The 15,627-nt window shown below is 54.6% G+C and carries 17 protein-coding genes; all 17 read left to right on the top strand.

Annotation, left to right across the window (positions count from 1 at the left end):
* Positions 1–206: 206 nt before the first annotated feature.
* The gene (locus ACLD72_RS25340; RefSeq protein WP_411001371.1) at positions 207–1,607 is read left to right on the top strand and encodes a sugar porter family MFS transporter; all 1,401 of its coding nucleotides are present in this window, start codon (positions 207–209) and stop codon (positions 1,605–1,607) included.
* A 308-nt stretch (positions 1,608–1,915) separates the two neighbouring features.
* Positions 1,916–2,188, top strand: coding sequence for an HU family DNA-binding protein (locus ACLD72_RS25335; RefSeq protein ID WP_036621920.1), 273 nt, complete (start codon positions 1,916–1,918; stop codon positions 2,186–2,188).
* Positions 2,189–2,306: 118 nt separating this feature from the next.
* Positions 2,307–2,561 (top strand): trp RNA-binding attenuation protein MtrB, encoded by a 255-nt coding sequence (gene mtrB, locus ACLD72_RS25330; RefSeq protein ID WP_251586421.1) that lies wholly within the window; start codon positions 2,307–2,309, stop codon positions 2,559–2,561.
* Positions 2,562–2,669: 108 nt separating this feature from the next.
* Positions 2,670–3,221, top strand: coding sequence for a hypothetical protein (locus ACLD72_RS25325; protein WP_411001373.1), 552 nt, complete (start codon positions 2,670–2,672; stop codon positions 3,219–3,221).
* A gap of 182 nt (positions 3,222–3,403) precedes the next feature.
* A complete protein-coding gene (locus ACLD72_RS25320; RefSeq protein WP_411001375.1) occupies positions 3,404–4,276 on the top strand; it encodes a heptaprenyl diphosphate synthase component 1 in 873 nt (290 codons plus the stop codon).
* Between the two features lie 9 nt (positions 4,277–4,285).
* Positions 4,286–5,011, top strand: coding sequence for a demethylmenaquinone methyltransferase (locus tag ACLD72_RS25315; protein WP_411001376.1), 726 nt, complete (start codon positions 4,286–4,288; stop codon positions 5,009–5,011).
* Positions 5,004–5,876 carry a UbiA-like polyprenyltransferase gene (locus ACLD72_RS25310; RefSeq protein ID WP_411001378.1) on the top strand — a complete coding sequence of 291 codons (873 nt, stop codon included), beginning with the start codon at positions 5,004–5,006 and terminating at the stop codon, positions 5,874–5,876. Before ACLD72_RS25315 ends, ACLD72_RS25310 begins: the two co-directional genes overlap by 8 nt.
* Complete coding sequence (locus ACLD72_RS25305; RefSeq protein WP_411001379.1) at positions 5,876–6,493, top strand: UbiX family flavin prenyltransferase; 618 nt, start codon at positions 5,876–5,878, stop codon at positions 6,491–6,493. The genes ACLD72_RS25310 and ACLD72_RS25305 overlap by 1 nt, the downstream gene beginning before the upstream one ends.
* Complete coding sequence (locus tag ACLD72_RS25300; protein WP_411001380.1) at positions 6,474–7,343, top strand: menaquinone biosynthesis protein; 870 nt, start codon at positions 6,474–6,476, stop codon at positions 7,341–7,343. The genes ACLD72_RS25305 and ACLD72_RS25300 overlap by 20 nt, the downstream gene beginning before the upstream one ends.
* Positions 7,340–8,314, top strand: a complete 975-nt coding sequence (locus ACLD72_RS25295) for a polyprenyl synthetase family protein (RefSeq protein WP_251586410.1) — start codon at positions 7,340–7,342, stop codon at positions 8,312–8,314. The genes ACLD72_RS25300 and ACLD72_RS25295 overlap by 4 nt, the downstream gene beginning before the upstream one ends.
* A 154-nt stretch (positions 8,315–8,468) precedes the next feature.
* Complete coding sequence (gene ndk / locus ACLD72_RS25290) at positions 8,469–8,912, top strand: nucleoside-diphosphate kinase (protein ID WP_251586408.1); 444 nt, start codon at positions 8,469–8,471, stop codon at positions 8,910–8,912.
* Positions 8,903–9,736, top strand: coding sequence for a CheR family methyltransferase (locus ACLD72_RS25285; protein ID WP_411001381.1), 834 nt, complete (start codon positions 8,903–8,905; stop codon positions 9,734–9,736). Before ndk ends, ACLD72_RS25285 begins: the two co-directional genes overlap by 10 nt.
* A gap of 240 nt (positions 9,737–9,976) precedes the next feature.
* Positions 9,977–10,144: a hypothetical protein gene (locus ACLD72_RS25280; protein WP_411001382.1), complete on the top strand. Its 168-nt coding sequence runs from the start codon at positions 9,977–9,979 to the stop codon at positions 10,142–10,144.
* 873 nt (positions 10,145–11,017) lie between these two features.
* On the top strand, positions 11,018–12,187 hold the full coding sequence (gene aroC / locus ACLD72_RS25275) for a chorismate synthase (RefSeq protein WP_411001383.1): 1,170 nt from the start codon (positions 11,018–11,020) through the stop codon (positions 12,185–12,187).
* A complete protein-coding gene (gene aroB, locus ACLD72_RS25270) occupies positions 12,187–13,290 on the top strand; it encodes a 3-dehydroquinate synthase (protein WP_411001384.1) in 1,104 nt (367 codons plus the stop codon). Before aroC ends, aroB begins: the two co-directional genes overlap by 1 nt.
* On the top strand, positions 13,283–13,657 hold the full coding sequence (gene aroH / locus ACLD72_RS25265) for a chorismate mutase (protein WP_251586398.1): 375 nt from the start codon (positions 13,283–13,285) through the stop codon (positions 13,655–13,657). The genes aroB and aroH overlap by 8 nt, the downstream gene beginning before the upstream one ends.
* Positions 13,658–14,055: 398 nt before the next feature.
* Entirely contained in the window at positions 14,056–15,618 is a 1,563-nt protein-coding gene (trpE, locus tag ACLD72_RS25260) for an anthranilate synthase component I (RefSeq protein ID WP_411001385.1), read from the top strand.
* Positions 15,619–15,627 lie beyond the last annotated feature (9 nt).

Below are 15,627 nucleotides of genomic sequence, written 5' to 3'. Positions count from 1 at the left end.
GTGAGTTCAAAAAGTCAGGTTTTCAGCACCGAGAAGGTTGGATGAAGCTAGGGACTGAGTAGCGGAGCGTAGGAGGAGCCTACGTGAGCAACGGAAGGCCCGGCTGAATTCAAGATTCGATGCCGAATCCGCTTCTTGGCCTGCTTCGTGATCAAAAGATGGCTTTTTGAACAACCTCGTTTAGAAATCGGGAGGGGAGAGATAAAATGGCAGTAGTCATTAAGTCTGAAAGCGCTGGGCAGAAAGCGCTTCAACCTGAAAAACCGAATATGCTTTTTGTTACGCTGGTATCCATCGTAGCCGCGCTCGGAGGCATCCTGTTCGGGTTTGATATCGCGGTTGTTTCGGGAGCCATTGACTTCCTGCAGCAGCGTTTTTCGCTGAATGAGTTTCAGGTGGGCTGGGCGGTGTCAAGCCTGATTGTCGGGAGTGTCACGGGAGCGGCTTTGTCCGGTTATCTGAGCGAAAAGATCGGCAGAAAAAAGGTATTGCTGGCCGCCGGATTTTTGTTCGTCGTGGGCTCGATCGGCTCGGCGCTTCAAGACACATTTACCGGGTATATTATCTTTCGCATGATCGGCGGCGTCGGCATAGGCATCACCTCCACCATTTGCCCGGTGTACAACGCGGAGATCGCTCCCGCCAAATACCGGGGCCGTTTGGTCGCTTTAAATCAGCTGGCGATCGTAACGGGCATTTTCCTCGTTTATTTTCAGAATTCGTGGATCGTCAGCCTGGGGGACGAAGCCTGGGGCGTGGCAACGGCTTGGCGCTGGATGTTTGGCGTGGGAGCCGTCCCGGGACTGATCTTTATGCTCCTGATGTTCTTCATCCCTGAAAGCCCGAGATGGCTTATCAAACGGAACCGGCCCTATGAAGCGCTGCCGATTCTGCTGAAAATTCACGGTGAAGAAGCCGCTAAACAGGAAGTGCTTGAAATCAAGGAATCGTTCAAAAGTGAAAGCGATTCATTCAAACAATTGTTTGCTCCCGGGATTCGGGCCGCTCTTTTTATCGGTGTTATGCTCGCCATTATGCAGCATATTACCGGCATTAACGCCATTTTGTATTACGCGCCGGTTATTTTTAAAGGAATGGGACTCGGTACGGATGCCTCCTTGACCCAGACCATCTGGATCGGGTTGATCAATGTGTTGTTCACCATCGTATCCGTATGGCTGATCGACAAAGCGGGACGAAAAGTCCTGCTGATGATCGGCACCTCGTTAATGACTTTGTGCCTGATCATTATAGGAGCCGCATTCAAAATGGATTTGACCGCCGGACCGCTTGTGCTGATCATGATTTTGATCTACGTGGCCGCCTACGCTATCTCGCTTGGGCCGATCGTATGGGTGATGATCTCGGAGATTTTTCCGAACCGCATTCGCGGCAAAGCGGTCGCCATCGCTTCGATGGCATTGTGGGCCGGCGACTATCTGGTATCCCAGTTGTTCCCGCCCCTACTTAGTTCAGCGGGTCCATCCGCTACCTTCTGGACATTCGGGGCCATCTCGCTTTTTGTCGTGATCTTCATATGGCGAAAGGTTCCCGAAACCAAGGGGAGATCACTGGAACAGATGGAGCAGATGTGGCTCGGAAAATGACCTTGTTTTCGAAAAAAGCCTCTGAAGTCAGACCGCAAATCGGGATGCTTCAGAGGCTTTTTGTCGTGTAAAATGGGAGAAAATGCCGGCCGTTAACGGAAAATTCGCCTTCGCGCCTTGAAATCACTTGAAATTATGCATGGGCTGTATTACTATAAATTTGTTCCGAATGCCCCTGGAGCGTGCCATTTCGGCATTTTTAGGGGAATTTGTACGCATAGGATACGAAAATTACGTATATTCTGCGGTAAAACGGAAACACAAATAGCAAGAGGTATTATTTTCCTACAGTGGGAGGTGAATCAAATATGAACAAATCCGATTTGATTTCTCAAGTAGCAGAAAGCACGGAGTTGTCCAAGAAAGATGCGACGAAGGCGGTGGATGCTGTTTTCGAAGCGATTTCTACGGCGCTTCAGAACGGAGACAAAGTTCAGCTGGTAGGCTTCGGCAACTTCGAAGTCCGCGAACGTTCCGCGCGTAAAGGCCGCAACCCGCAAACCGGAGAGGAAATCGAAATCCCTGCGAGCAAAATCCCTGCGTTCAAGCCGGGTAAAGCGCTCAAAGACGGAATTAAATAAAGATTTCTACATATCTTCCGTGCACAAAAAGACCGTGGGCTTCTCGTTCACGGCTTTTTCTTTTCACATGAATCAAAGCATTGCACAAAGATAAGTTGAAGGGAGAGGCGCGGCAAATATGGATAACCATGGGCAAGCAGGCGGAAATGAATACGGCGCGGCCAGCGGGGATTATTGGGTGATTAAAGCCAAGGAGCAGGGAGTTACCGTAATCGGGCTGACCCGGGGAAAAGATACGCGCTTCCACCACACCGAGAAACTGGATAAGGGCGAAGTGCTAATTGCCCAGTTCACGGATCACACCTCTGCGGTGAAGATTCGGGGCAAGGCTATCGTTTATACGAAGTACGGTACGATCGATACGGAAGAGTGAAATTTCTTTCGGCAGGCATAGCCTGCTTTTTTTCTATGTACAATGGGGTATAGGAGTTCTCGGATAACCTCGTGCCGCATGGCCGAGCAAATCAAAGGGGGATGCCCCATGAAGTATACACCGCTCATGAAAATGGCTCTGCTGACGCTCGGCTGCGCGGCGGCGCTGGCTTCCGTCTCGTGGTTAAGCGAACGAAGCGGAACGCCTTCGCATACGGCCGCCGTATTCGCCGGGCAGAAGCCGACCGAATTAACGAACGACAATTTGGTGGACGGTCTCTCCTTACTGGATCTTCCGGTGCCGCTCGGCAAGGTGGATTTGACCGGAGGCATTTTATCCGTAGACCTTAAAGTCACCGAGGATGATTTCAGCGCCGACCGTATTTATCAAGGGCTAGCGGAAATGCTCGCGTTTTCGTTCGAGCGGACGAGCAACGTCGACCAACTGTTGCTGCGGCTGTATGCCGAAGACCGCTGGCTCGGCACGAAATATTTGCTGCTCGCCGCCGATGTCCGCCGCAGCGATTGGCGGACGGCCGATTTGGCCGAACTGCGGCAGACGGGCGACCGTCAGCTGTCCGAGGCCCTGAGGCAGCGTCTAAAGGTTACGGAAACGCAGCTGTGGATGTCGCGCTTCCTCCGCGAACCGGCGGTCCGTTAACCGTCCGCCGCATTCCGCCGGCGGCTTGCTTCCAAGACGGGATTGCCGCTTAAGCTGGTTGGCGGGATTTACGCATCCAACCTCTGTGCGCAGGGAATTAACATGTGATATAATATACAAGATTGCGACCTGTTTTTAATTTGAAACGTGGAAAGAACAAGCGGCTCGGACGGAGGCAAAGGATGAAACCTTATCGCATAACAGAATTGGCAAAAAAATACGTCTCCTATGACATGATCTCAGCACACACGGCGCTTCCGGAATTCCCGGTGCCCCGTGTTCGTTTGCTTTATGCCTTTTTAAACGACCGGCAGAGCCAGGCGGCGGATGCGGCCGAAACCTGCGCGCTTGCCGCTTTTCTCGTGCAGCTCGGCATGGATACGCACGACCTGATCGATTTGGAGGAACGCTCGGGGAAGGAAACCTCCACCATGCGTTCGCGTCAGCTCAAAGTGCTGGCGGGCGATTATTTCAGCGGCGTGTTTTACGATCTGCTGGCCCAGGCCGGGGAAATCGGCATGGTTTCGTCCATGAGTACGGCGATCTGCGAGGTGAACCGCCTGAAGGTCGAATTGTACAGCAAACTCAAGCGAAAACTGCTGTCCGCGGAAGAGTATTTGAAAGAATGCGTCCATGTCAAAATGGGGCTGTTTCTTTCTTTCTCCCATCTGCTGGACAAGTCGGCGCAAAATTTATGGCGGCTGCTGCTCGCCGAATTAAGCCGCTGCGAAGTGATGCTGGACGAGATGAATGCGAGCGGCGAGCTTCCGCGGGACCGCCAGGGGTACGCTTTTTTGCGAATCATGGAGTCCGGTGGCGCCGAGGACCTTGAATCGGTTGCCGAGCGGAAGGTCGGGGAGCGGGAATGGTCGCTTCTGCTCGTCAAGTACAACGTGAAGGAACAGCTGATGACCATGCTTCGCCAATCGGTGGAACGCGTCCAGGCGCTGCTTCATGAATGCAAGACGGAAACGGCGCAAAGCGAGCTGAAAGCGATCCTTGAGCCTTTTATCGCCGCTTCATCCCCGGCGCGCCGTTCCGTGCAAGAAGGGTAGGTATTATGGATGAGACAGATGTCACCCGACTCGAAGGAACAATACGTACATGAAGTGTTTGAGAACATTGCGCCGAAATACGACATGATGAACGATTTGATCAGCTTCGGACGTCATAAGGCTTGGCGCAAATTTACGATGGCCAAGATGAACATGCCGCCGGGGGCTACGGCCATCGATCTGTGCTGCGGTACTTGCGACTGGACGATCAGCATGGCCGAGACGAGCGGCGGGAAGATCACCGGGCTTGATTTCAGCGAACATATGCTGGAATTCGGCCGCCGCAAAGTTAAGGAGCGCCGTTTGGAGCATACGATTGACCTCGTTCAAGGCAATGCGATGGAACTGCCGTTTGCCGATGATTCGTTTGACTATGCCACGATCGGCTTCGGCCTTCGCAACGTGCCGGACCTGCGCCAGGTGCTGCAGGAAATGAAACGGGTTGTTAAGCCGGGCGGGCTGGTCGTTTGTCTGGAGGCGTCCAAGCCTACCTGGCAGCCGTTTAAGAGCATTTATTATGTTTACTTTCAAAAAGTACTTCCGATGCTGGGCAAGCTGGTAGCCAATCGCTACGAACAGTACAAATGGCTGCCGGAGTCCCTGATGCAATTTCCCGGCCGCGAGGAACTCGCGCAAATTTTCCGGGAGACCGGCTTAACGAAGGTCGAAGCGTATCCTTTAACCGGCGGGGTTGCCGCCTTGCATCTTGGAACAAAGGAGACGCATCATGTTTAGAAAACTTGCAATTTTCCTGCAAATGATCAAATTCGAACATACGGTATTCGCATTGCCTTTCGCCTTTATGGGCGCGCTGCTTGGGTCCCAGACGATGAACCACCACCTTCCGTCCTGGTCCCAGATCGGCTGGGTGCTGCTGGCGATGTTCGGGGCCCGGAGCGCGGCGATGGGGCTGAACCGGCTGATTGACCGGGTCAGCGACGCCAAAAATCCGCGCACGAAAAATCGGGCCATCCCCGCGGGGCTTTTGAAAATCGGGGAAGTGGTCGTCTTCGTCATCATTTCGTTCGTGCTGCTGTTCTGGGCCGCCGCGGAGCTTAATCCGCTGGCTTTGAAGCTGCTGCCGATCGCGGTCTTTATGCTCGTGTTTTACTCCTTCACCAAACGTTTCACCTGGCTTTGCCACATCGTCCTTGGGCTGACGATCGCGCTTGCGCCGCTCGGCGGCTGGGCGGCCGTGACCGGCACGGTGAACTGGGCGGCCATGGTATTTTTCGTGACGATCACGTTTTGGATTGCCGGCTTTGATGTCATTTACGCTTGTCAAGACATCGAGTTCGACATCAAGGAAGGGCTGCATTCGATCCCGGTTCGCTTCGGCGTCGCCAAGTCCTTGAAAATCGCCCAGGCCTTCCATATCATCACGGCGCTCGGCTTTATCGCCCTGCTGCTCATGACCGATCTCGGCTGGTGGTATATCGCGGGCATGATCATCGCTTATTTGATTTTGTTCTACGAGCATCATATCGTGTCGCCGGGCGATCTCAGCCGGCTGCAAACCGCTTTCTTTACGATGAACGGCGTGCTGAGCATCGTCGTCTTTTCCTTTACTTTGATTGATCTGGTGGTGCGGCATTACTGATGGATAAACAAAAGGCTATCGTCGTCGGGATCACGGGGGCCAGCGGCTCGGTATATGGCGTCACGCTGATCGAAACGCTGCTGAGGATGGAATTTACGGTGCACCTGGTCGTTTCGGGAGCGGGCTGGCGTGTGCTGAAGGAGGAACTCGGCTGGACTACTGCCAGCCGGGAGGAAACGCTGCAGGGGCAGTTCGGGCATTTGCCCGGAAAGCTCGTGTACCACAACGTGGCCGACATCGGCGCGTCGATTGCCAGCGGCTCCTTTCTCACTTACGGCATGATCGTGATGCCGTGTTCCATGGGGACGCTCTCGTCGATCGCCAGCGGCGCATCCGATAATTTAATGGCCCGGGCCGCGGACGTTATGCTGAAGGAAGGCCGGCCGCTCGTGCTCGTTCCGCGCGAAACGCCGCTCCATGCGATCCATCTGGAAAATATGCTCAAGCTGGCCAGGTTGGGCGTACGCATCATCCCGGCGATGCCGGCGTTTTATTTTGGACCGCAAACGATCGACGATCTGGTTAAATTTTTGGTCGGCAAAGTGCTGGATAATTTGGGCATTGAGCATGCCTTGTTCAAAAGATGGGGGGATGACCATGAACAACCGGGAGAATAACGACATCCTCATCGGAAAAATCAAATACAGCAACGTATGGCCCGTGTTTCATCATTTTGACGTTTCGCGCCTGCCGCAAAGCAGCCGTCTGGTCACCGAGGTGCCTTCGGCGCTGAACCGCAAAATGCTAAGCGGCGCGCTGGATATATCCCCGGTGTCTTCTTTTGCCTTCGGTTACGGTTCGGAGCGGTTTTTGCTGCTTCCCGATCTTTCCGTCAGCTCGGACGGCCCGGTCAAATCGATTTTGCTGTTTTCGCGTAAATCCCCGGAACAGATTGCAAACGGAACGATCGCACTGACGAATACGTCGGCAACTTCGGTGAACCTGCTCAAAATCATTATGGAAAAAGCTTACGGCGGGCATCCGACCTATTGGGACAGCGAGCCCGTTCTCGATGACATGATGGCCGAGAGCGACGCTGCCCTGCTGATCGGAGACCATGCCATCGAGGCTTCCTGGCGGGACCACGGTTATATCGTGACCGATTTAGGGGAAGTCTGGAAAAAATGGACCGGTTACGGAATGACCTTTGCGGTATGGTCCGTGCAAAAAACGTTTGCGGAAGCGAACGGCGAATATCTGGCTGAGGTATGCGAGGCGTTTGAGGCGAGCAAACGGAAAAGCCTGGGCGATTTGACGCCGCTCGCCGCACGGGCCTGCCGCGAAATCGGCGGAACGCCGGAGTACTGGACCCGGTATTTCGGCAGCCATATCCGTTATGATTTCAGCGAACAGCGCCGGACCGGCCTGGCTTTATATTTTAGGTACGCCTACGAGATGGGCTTGCTTGACCATCGGGTGGAAATGGAGATATGGAGTGACAATTCGTTGACGCGGGTGAAGAAATGAAGATGATGGATATTTTCGGCGCACTCAAAAAGGATATGGATTTTATCGAGCAGCAGTTGTACCGGAGCATCGACGGCGATGACGGCATCCTGAGCGAAACGTCCCTGCATCTGCTGAAGGCGGGAGGGAAGCGGCTGCGGCCGGTGTTCGTGCTGCTCAGCGGCAAGTTCGGCAACTACGACCTGCAGCGGCTGCAATATATCGCCGTTCCGCTGGAGCTGATCCACTCCGCATCGCTCGTTCATGACGATGTGATCGACGATGCCGAAACCCGGCGCGGGAAGCCGACCGTGAAGTCGAAATGGGACAACCGGATCGCGATGTATACCGGAGATTATATTTACGCCAAAGCGCTGATGCAGGTTACGCAGCTGGGCAACCCATACATACACCGGACATTGGCCAAAGCGATGGTGCAGATGTCGATCGGGGAAATGGAGCAAATCCGCGATTTCTTCAATACCGAGCAAAGCGTCCGCAATTATTTGCTGCGCATCCGCCGCAAAACCGCGCTGCTGATCGCCATCAGCTGCCAGCTTGGCGCGATGGCGGCCGAGGCCCCGGCCCAAGTGAACTTATCGCTTTATCGTTATGGTTACAATGTCGGAATGGCTTTTCAAATCCGGGATGATCTGCTTGATCTGTTCGGCACGGAAAAAGTGATCGGCAAACCGCCCGGCAGCGATATGCGGCAAGGAAACATCACGCTTCCGGTCCTTTACGCCCTGCAGGAGCCGGGGCTTCGGGAACCGCTGCTGCGGGAAATCCGCGGCATTCAGGCGGGCGACGGCAGCGGGGACGTGTCCCGGGCCATCGAAATGATCCGGACGAGTCCGGGAATTCACCGGGCCGAGGAACTGGCTGACCGCTTCATCCGGAAAGCGCTGGACGCGTTAAGCGGCCTTCCCGACAATAAATCCCGGGCTCATTTGCAGGATATTGCGCACTTTGTCAACAAACGCTCCTATTAGCGGTAGTTCTTGGCGCTAGAAACCTGACTTTTTGAACACGAATTATTTAGCTTTACGCTTTACGGGTTTCGCTTTTTTTTGGTAAAATGCAGGTGAAACCGCCTTCTTCGAGGCAGTGTTCACTACGACGATGCGATTATTCGGGAGGGAACCCATGGAACGAACGTTTTTGATGGTTAAGCCGGACGGGGTACAACGCGGTCTGGTCGGCCGGATTATTAGCCGGTTTGAGGATAAGGGCTTTCAAATGATCGCCGGCAAGCTGGTGCAAGTATCCGAAGCCCAAGCCAAAAAGCATTATGCGGAGCACGAGGGAAAGCCTTTTTTTGATGAACTGGTCGGCTTTATTACGTCCGGGCCGGTATTTGCCATGGTGTGGGAAGGCGACGATATCATCGCATTATCCCGGATGGTCATCGGCAAGACGAAAGTGACGGAGGCGCTCCCCGGCACGATTCGCGGCGACTTTGCCGCCCATACGCCGTTTAACCTGATCCATGGTTCCGACGGAGCAGCAAGCGCGGAACGCGAGATCGCCAATTTTTTCGCCCCGCAAGAACTCATTAATTATTCGAGAAGTGTAAGCCAATGGATATGAACCGGATCATCCCCGATTTTGATCGGGCAGACAACGCAGATACGGCACCGGATCCGGATTACCTCGGCTTTATTGAAAGCATCAAGAAGAGCACGGGCATCGATCTGGCCCAGTATAAGGAAGCGCAAATGAAGCGCCGTTTGACTACACTCCGCAACAAAAACGGCTTTCAAACGTTCGCTGATTTCTATGCGGCGATGATGGGAAACAAGGTGCTTTTTTACGAATTTCTCGACAAGATGACGATCAACGTCTCGGAGTTTTGGCGTAATCCGAACCGCTGGGAAGTGCTGCGGGACAAGATTTTGCCCGAGATCTCCAACGACGGAGGCAAGCTCCGGGTGTGGAGCGCCGCTTGCTCCACAGGGGAAGAGCCGTATACGCTGACAATGATATTGGCGGATTTGGGCCTGTTGCCCCGCACCTACCTGCTGGCTTCGGACATCGACGACGGAGCGCTGGCTAAAGCGCAGGAGGGAATGTATCTGGAGCGTTCGCTCAAGGATGTGCCTAAGGACGTAGCGCAGCGTTATTTTTCGCCGGAAGGTGCGATGTACCGGTTTGACGCCAAACTGAAGAAAGCCGTGACATTCAAGAAGCAAAACCTGCTGCTGGACCGGTTTGAGGAAGGTTTCGACCTCATCGTCTGCCGGAACGTGATGATTTATTTTACGGAGGAGGCCAAACAGAGCCTTTACCATAAGTTTTCCGGAGCACTCCGCCCGGGCGGCGTTTTGTTCGTCGGCAGCACGGAGCAGATTTTTTCGCCGGGCCAATACGGCCTGGAAGCGACCGAAACGTTCTTTTATCGGAAGAAAGCTTAGATTCATAAAGTGTCAAGGCCAATTCGGCTTTTGAGGGTCGAGAAGGTTGGATGAAGCCAGGGAGTGAGTAGCGGAGCGTAGGTAAATCCTACGTGAGCAACGGAGCGACCGGCTGAATTCAAGATTCGATGCCGAATCTGCTACTGCGAGATACTTCGCCATCAAAAGCCGACTGTATATTCCAGCTTGTATTTTCCAATACTTGTAACCATAAGGTCATTTGGCATTGGAGGACAGGCCATGGACAAAAGAAAAGTGATCGAAGCTTACAGACGGGGGTTTTTGACGCCGCAGGAATGCGCCCAGGTGCTGGGCATCGAAAGCTCCCACCTGAAGCGGATGCTTGAGGATTTTCCGGCGGATCCACGGCGGCCTGCCGCTTTGGACAACCACCCGGCTTCGGGGTAATATCCGTGAAACACGGGAATAGCGTTAAACTCGCGGTACGTGAATTTTTAAGGCATAGCCTGCGCTCTCTGGGAAGACCCTCGGGAGATGACAGGTTATGCCTTTTTGCACCTTATAGAATTTATGAAATTTCGGGCGGGCATGGTAGAGGGCGGTGCGCAGGTAGCGAGGGGAGAAGATGAGGAAACTGGGGGCTAAGGGACACTAGAGCTGTTATTTTCGAAAAAACGGGAGTTTGCAAAATGTAACGGACACAGATGACGTTATTTACCTCAAATCGGCCTGGATGAACGGGTTTAGAGCGAAATAGGGTTGCCTGTGTCCGTTAGGCTGGGAAATACCCGGGAAATGGGCGGATAAGGTCGCTGGTGTCCGTTAGAGCAACGTCCAAAGTAGAAGTCAGAGCCACTAAAGGACGCCTACAGGTGTTTTTCTTACTGCGGAAAAAGTGGCTCGGATAACTATGGGGTGCCTTCAAAATAGCGGAACTTCATGGTCTTATTATCCGGATATGAGCATGTTCATCCCCGTTAGCGGAATTTTTTGTCCTTATATTCCTTGGATGCTGTACACCCCCGGGCATATCGCTAGCGATTTGAGAAAATAAGGACATCATTTTCCGCTATCGCTCCTGGAATGGGGGATATCGCCGGAATAGCGCCTTTTTTTGTACTTATGTTTGCGCTGGGGCTACTCAATCGCCATCATTTTCTCATGTCTCGCCCGTTAATGAAGAAGCGGAAATAAACAAGAAATTGCCGCAATGTTGAATCACTCGCGTGACATACCCGGTGATAAATATTATAATGAGCAAAGAAATTATCGGATTTTAGTTCTTTACAGTTTAACAGTTTAAAGGGGGAACGCATCATCATGAGTTTACGTTATTTAACCGCCGGGGAGACGCATGGACCCCAGTTGACTGCGATTATCGAGGGATTACCGAGCAATCTTCAGCTGGATCCCGATGCGCTTAATTTTGAATTGGCCCGCCGCCAGAAAGGGTATGGCCGCGGCCGGCGGATGCAGATCGAGAAGGATACGGCGCAAATCGCCGGCGGCGTCCGCCACGGATTTACGACCGGGGCCCCTGTAGCGCTGGTGGTGGAAAACAACGACTGGAAGCATTGGCAAAAAATTATGAACACCTGGCCGATCGAAGGGACGGACGAAGAGAAGCGGAGAGTGCACCGGCCCCGTCCCGGACATGCGGATTTGAACGGGGGCTTGAAATACAACCTGAAAGACCTGCGCAACGTGCTGGAACGCTCCAGCGCGCGGGAGACCGCGGTGCGGGTGGCCGTCGGCGCCGTGGCCAAACAGTTGCTTGAGCGCTTTGGCATGCGGATCGCCGGGCATGTCATCCGCATCGGAGAGATCGAAGCGCCGCCGCATAACTTGCCGCTGGATGAGCTGGCGCGGGTTACCGAAGCGTCGTCGGTCCGCGTAGCCGATCCGGAGACGGAGAAGAAGATGGAGGCCTACATCGACAAAATCAAGGAGGAAGGCGACTCCATTGGCGGGATCGTCGAATGCATCGTGGAGGGCGTGCCGGTCGGGCTCGGCAGCCATGTGCAATACGACCGCAAACTGGACGGCCGGATCGCCCAGGCAGTCGTGTCGATCAACGCCTTCAAGGGTGTGGAGATCGGCATCGGCTTCGAAGCCGGAACGATTCCCGGCTCGCAGGTGCATGATGAGATCCTCTACAGCGAGGAGCGCGGATATTACCGGGCGACCAATCGCCTGGGAGGTTTTGAAGGCGGCATGACCAACGGCATGCCGGTCGTGGTACGCGGGGTGATGAAGCCGATTCCGACGCTTTACAAGCCGCTGCAAAGCGTGGATATCGACACGCGCGAGCCGTTTGCGGCTCAGGTGGAACGCTCCGATGCCTGCGCCGTTCCGGCGGCCAGCGTCGTACTGGAGCATGTCGTGGCTTGGGAAATCGCCAAGGCGTTCCTGGAGAAATTCGGCGGCGACTCCATCGAAGAAATTGAACGGAACTATCAGGGTTACCTGAACCAATTGGAGAGTTACTGATGAGAACGCTGCAGGTCGATTTGGGAGAACGTTCGTATCCGATCTATATCGGCGGCGGATTGCTGGGGAAAGCGGGAGCGTTTTTCGAGAAACATAAGTTGTCTAAAAAAAGCCCGGTGCTGCTTGTAACCGATGAGCATGTGGCCCCTTTGTATTTGGAGACGGTGGAATCCTCGCTGCAGGCAAGCGGGTACACGACGGTGAGCAAAGTGGTGAAAGCCGGGGAAAAATCGAAGTCGCTGGACGTTTTTGAAGACGTGATGACGACAGCGATCGAAGGCGGCCTGGACCGCCGCTCGGTTGTAGTGGCCCTCGGCGGCGGTGTCATCGGCGATTTGGCCGGCTTCGTGGCGGCCTCTTACATGCGCGGCGTATCGTTCGTGCAGATGCCGACGACGATTCTGGCGCATGACAGCAGCGTGGGCGGCAAAGTCGCCGTCAACCACCGGCTGGCCAAAAACATGATCGGCGCCTTCCATCAGCCGGAAATGGTGCTGTACGACGTGGACAGCCTGCAAAGCTTGCCGCCCCGGGACGTGCGCGCCGGCTTGTCGGAGATGGTGAAGCACGGGTTGATCTGGGACGCCGAGTTCGCCGCCTGGTGCCGCGAGCACGCGTCCGAACTGCTCGCCCTTGACCCGGAGGCGCTCGGTTATGGGCTGACGCAGGGCTGCGCCATCAAGGCGAAGGTCGTGTCCGTGGACGAACGGGAGCAGGGCCTCAGGGCGATCCTGAATTTGGGGCATACGCTGGGCCATGCGATCGAGGCGCTCGGCGGGTACGGCGAATTTTTGCACGGAGAAGCAATATCGATCGGGATGGCAGCGGCCGCGAAGCTTGCGGTAAACCGGGGCCGGGATGCCGCCCTGTATCAAGAAACCGTCGCTTTGCTGAAGCGCTTTGAGCTGCCGACGGCAATGCCGCGCCATTTGGACGAGGAGAAGCTGATCGGGGCGATGATGCACGACAAGAAGTTTAAGGAACAGCAGCTGGTGTTTATTTTGCCTGTCACCATCGGCAAGGTGGAAATCGTCAGCGATGTGGCGCTGGACGAGGTGCGGCGGGTGATCGCGGAATTGAAAGAGGAGGAACCGCATGTATAACCGAGGAATTCGCGGGGCGACGACCGTGACCCGCAACGAAGAGCAGGATATTTTGCAGGCGACAGCTGAATTGTTGAAAGAAATTGTGAACCGGAACGAAATCGTACCCGAGGATATCGCCAGCGTCTGGATTACGGTAACCCCCGACCTGGACGCCACCTTTCCCGCCCGGGCCATCCGCGGCCTGAGCGGCTGGGATATGGTGCCGCTGATGTGCTCAACGGAAATTCCGGTGAAAGGCGGTCTGCCGAAATGCATCCGCCTGTTGATTCACGTGAACACGACCAAAGGACAGCGGGAAATGAAACACGTATATTTGAACGAAGCGAAAAGCCTGCGTCCGGATTTGAGCACGTCCAATTCCTAAGGCGCCCGAGCAACTGAAAACTGCTGTTGCCAAATGGGCGCAAAATAAGGTATAGTGAATTTAAGATTTTCACGAGCGAGTTTTGAATGTTTAGCTAGTTTAGAGCCGAGTAGAGTATAGATGAGATGAGTCGAGTTTAGTTGAGTGATAGCCAATACGCACCATAAGCGGTCACGTACGTTATAGTTTGCCGTTTATCAAACAGGAGAAGGAACGCAGATGGATGACTGTCCATTTCGTTTGCAACCCGTGTTTTGATGGCACCCGGCAGCCTCTAACATTTGCGGCGTGGCGTACTAGGGCGAAGTGGCTTTTCCTAAACCGCAAATCCTACAACCTCTACTTCGGTAGAGGTTTTTTTATTTGGTTTTTTAAATCCCGATAAGGAAGTGAGAGACATGGCAACCCCGCAAGTAGAACAGGTCATTGCTTTGGCTAAAGATTACAATCTGATCCCGATTACCCGGACGCTGCTCGCCGATTTGGAAACGCCGATCCGGATTTTTCGCCGCGTCGCCCAGCGGGAGCGGGCATTTTTGCTGGAGAGCGTGGAGGGCGGGAGCCAGTGGGCGCGTTACTCCTTTATCGGTACCAACCCGTTTCTGACGATTTCGACGAAAAAAGGAGAAGTCGTGCTGGACCGTGCGAGCGGAAAAGAAACGCTGCGTTCGGCGAAACCGCTCGATGAGCTGAAGGCGATCCTGCGGGGTTACCGCAGTCCCAAGCTTCCAGAAATGCCGCCGTTTACCGGCGGGGCGATCGGTTTTTTCGGCTACGACTTGCTGCAGTATTACGAAAAGCTGCCCGCCCACCGGGTGGACGATCTGAATATGGACGATATGCAGTTTATGTTCTGCGATCAAGTAATTGTGTTCGACCACGTCAAGCAGCGGATTTTGCTGGTCGCTAACGTGCACGTCAAGGAAGGCGACCGCGATGAGGACATCCGGCGGTCCTACGAACTGGCGGAACGGAAGCTGGACGAAGCGGCCGACCTGCTGCACCAGGAGGGACCGAGCGAAAGCTTCAACCGCCGGCCGATGCCGATCGTCACCGATTTGGGAGATGTCCGCTCGAACCTAACGAAGGAGCAGTTTATCGCCAATGTCGAGAAAGGCAAGGAGTACATCCGCGCCGGAGATATTTTTCAAGTGGTGCTGTCGCAGCGGTTCCATATCGAAACCGAGGTTGATCCGCTGCATGTGTACCGGGTGCTGCGCACGCTGAATCCTTCCCCGTACATGTACTACCTCAAGCTGGACGACGAGATCATCGTCGGAACATCGCCGGAGGCGCTGGTGAAGGTGGAAAACGGGCGGGTCGAAACGCGGCCGATCGCCGGTACCCGGCCGCGTGGGGCGACGGAGGAGGCCGATCTCGCGTTGGAAGTAGAGCTGCTCGCGGACGAAAAAGAGCGCGCCGAGCATCTGATGCTGGTCGATCTGGGCCGTAACGATTTGGGCCGGGTTTCGGAGTTCGGCAGCGTCAAATGCGAGTCGTATATGGAAATCGAACGGTATTCGCACGTGATGCACATGGTCTCGAAAGTTTCCGGTGAGCTGCGCGGCGACAAGGACTTTTTCGACGCTTTTCTGTCCTGCCTCCCGGCCGGTACCGTATCGGGCGCGCCGAAACTGCGGGCGATGGAGATCATCGCCGAGCTGGAGAACGAAGCCCGGGGCACGTATGCGGGAGCGATCGGGTATCTCGGATTTTCCGGCAACATGGATTCGTGCATCACGATCCGGACGATCGTATTTAAACACGGGAAAGCTTACGTGCAGGCCGGCGGCGGGATCGTCTGGGATTCCGTGCCGGAAAATGAATATCAAGAGTCGGTGAATAAAGCCAAAGCGCTGCTGACGGCGATTCGCACGGCGGAGCAAATGTTTCCGCCCGCGGCCAAGGACGGCGATGTGCTGAACCAAGACTATTTATACGAATATATCCCGGGAAAATAAAGAAAGGAG

The sequence above is a fragment of the Paenibacillus lacisediminis genome (assembly GCF_046567315.2).
The sequence above is the reverse complement of the archived record's forward strand: the minus strand, read 5'-3'. Positions and strand labels throughout refer to the sequence as shown.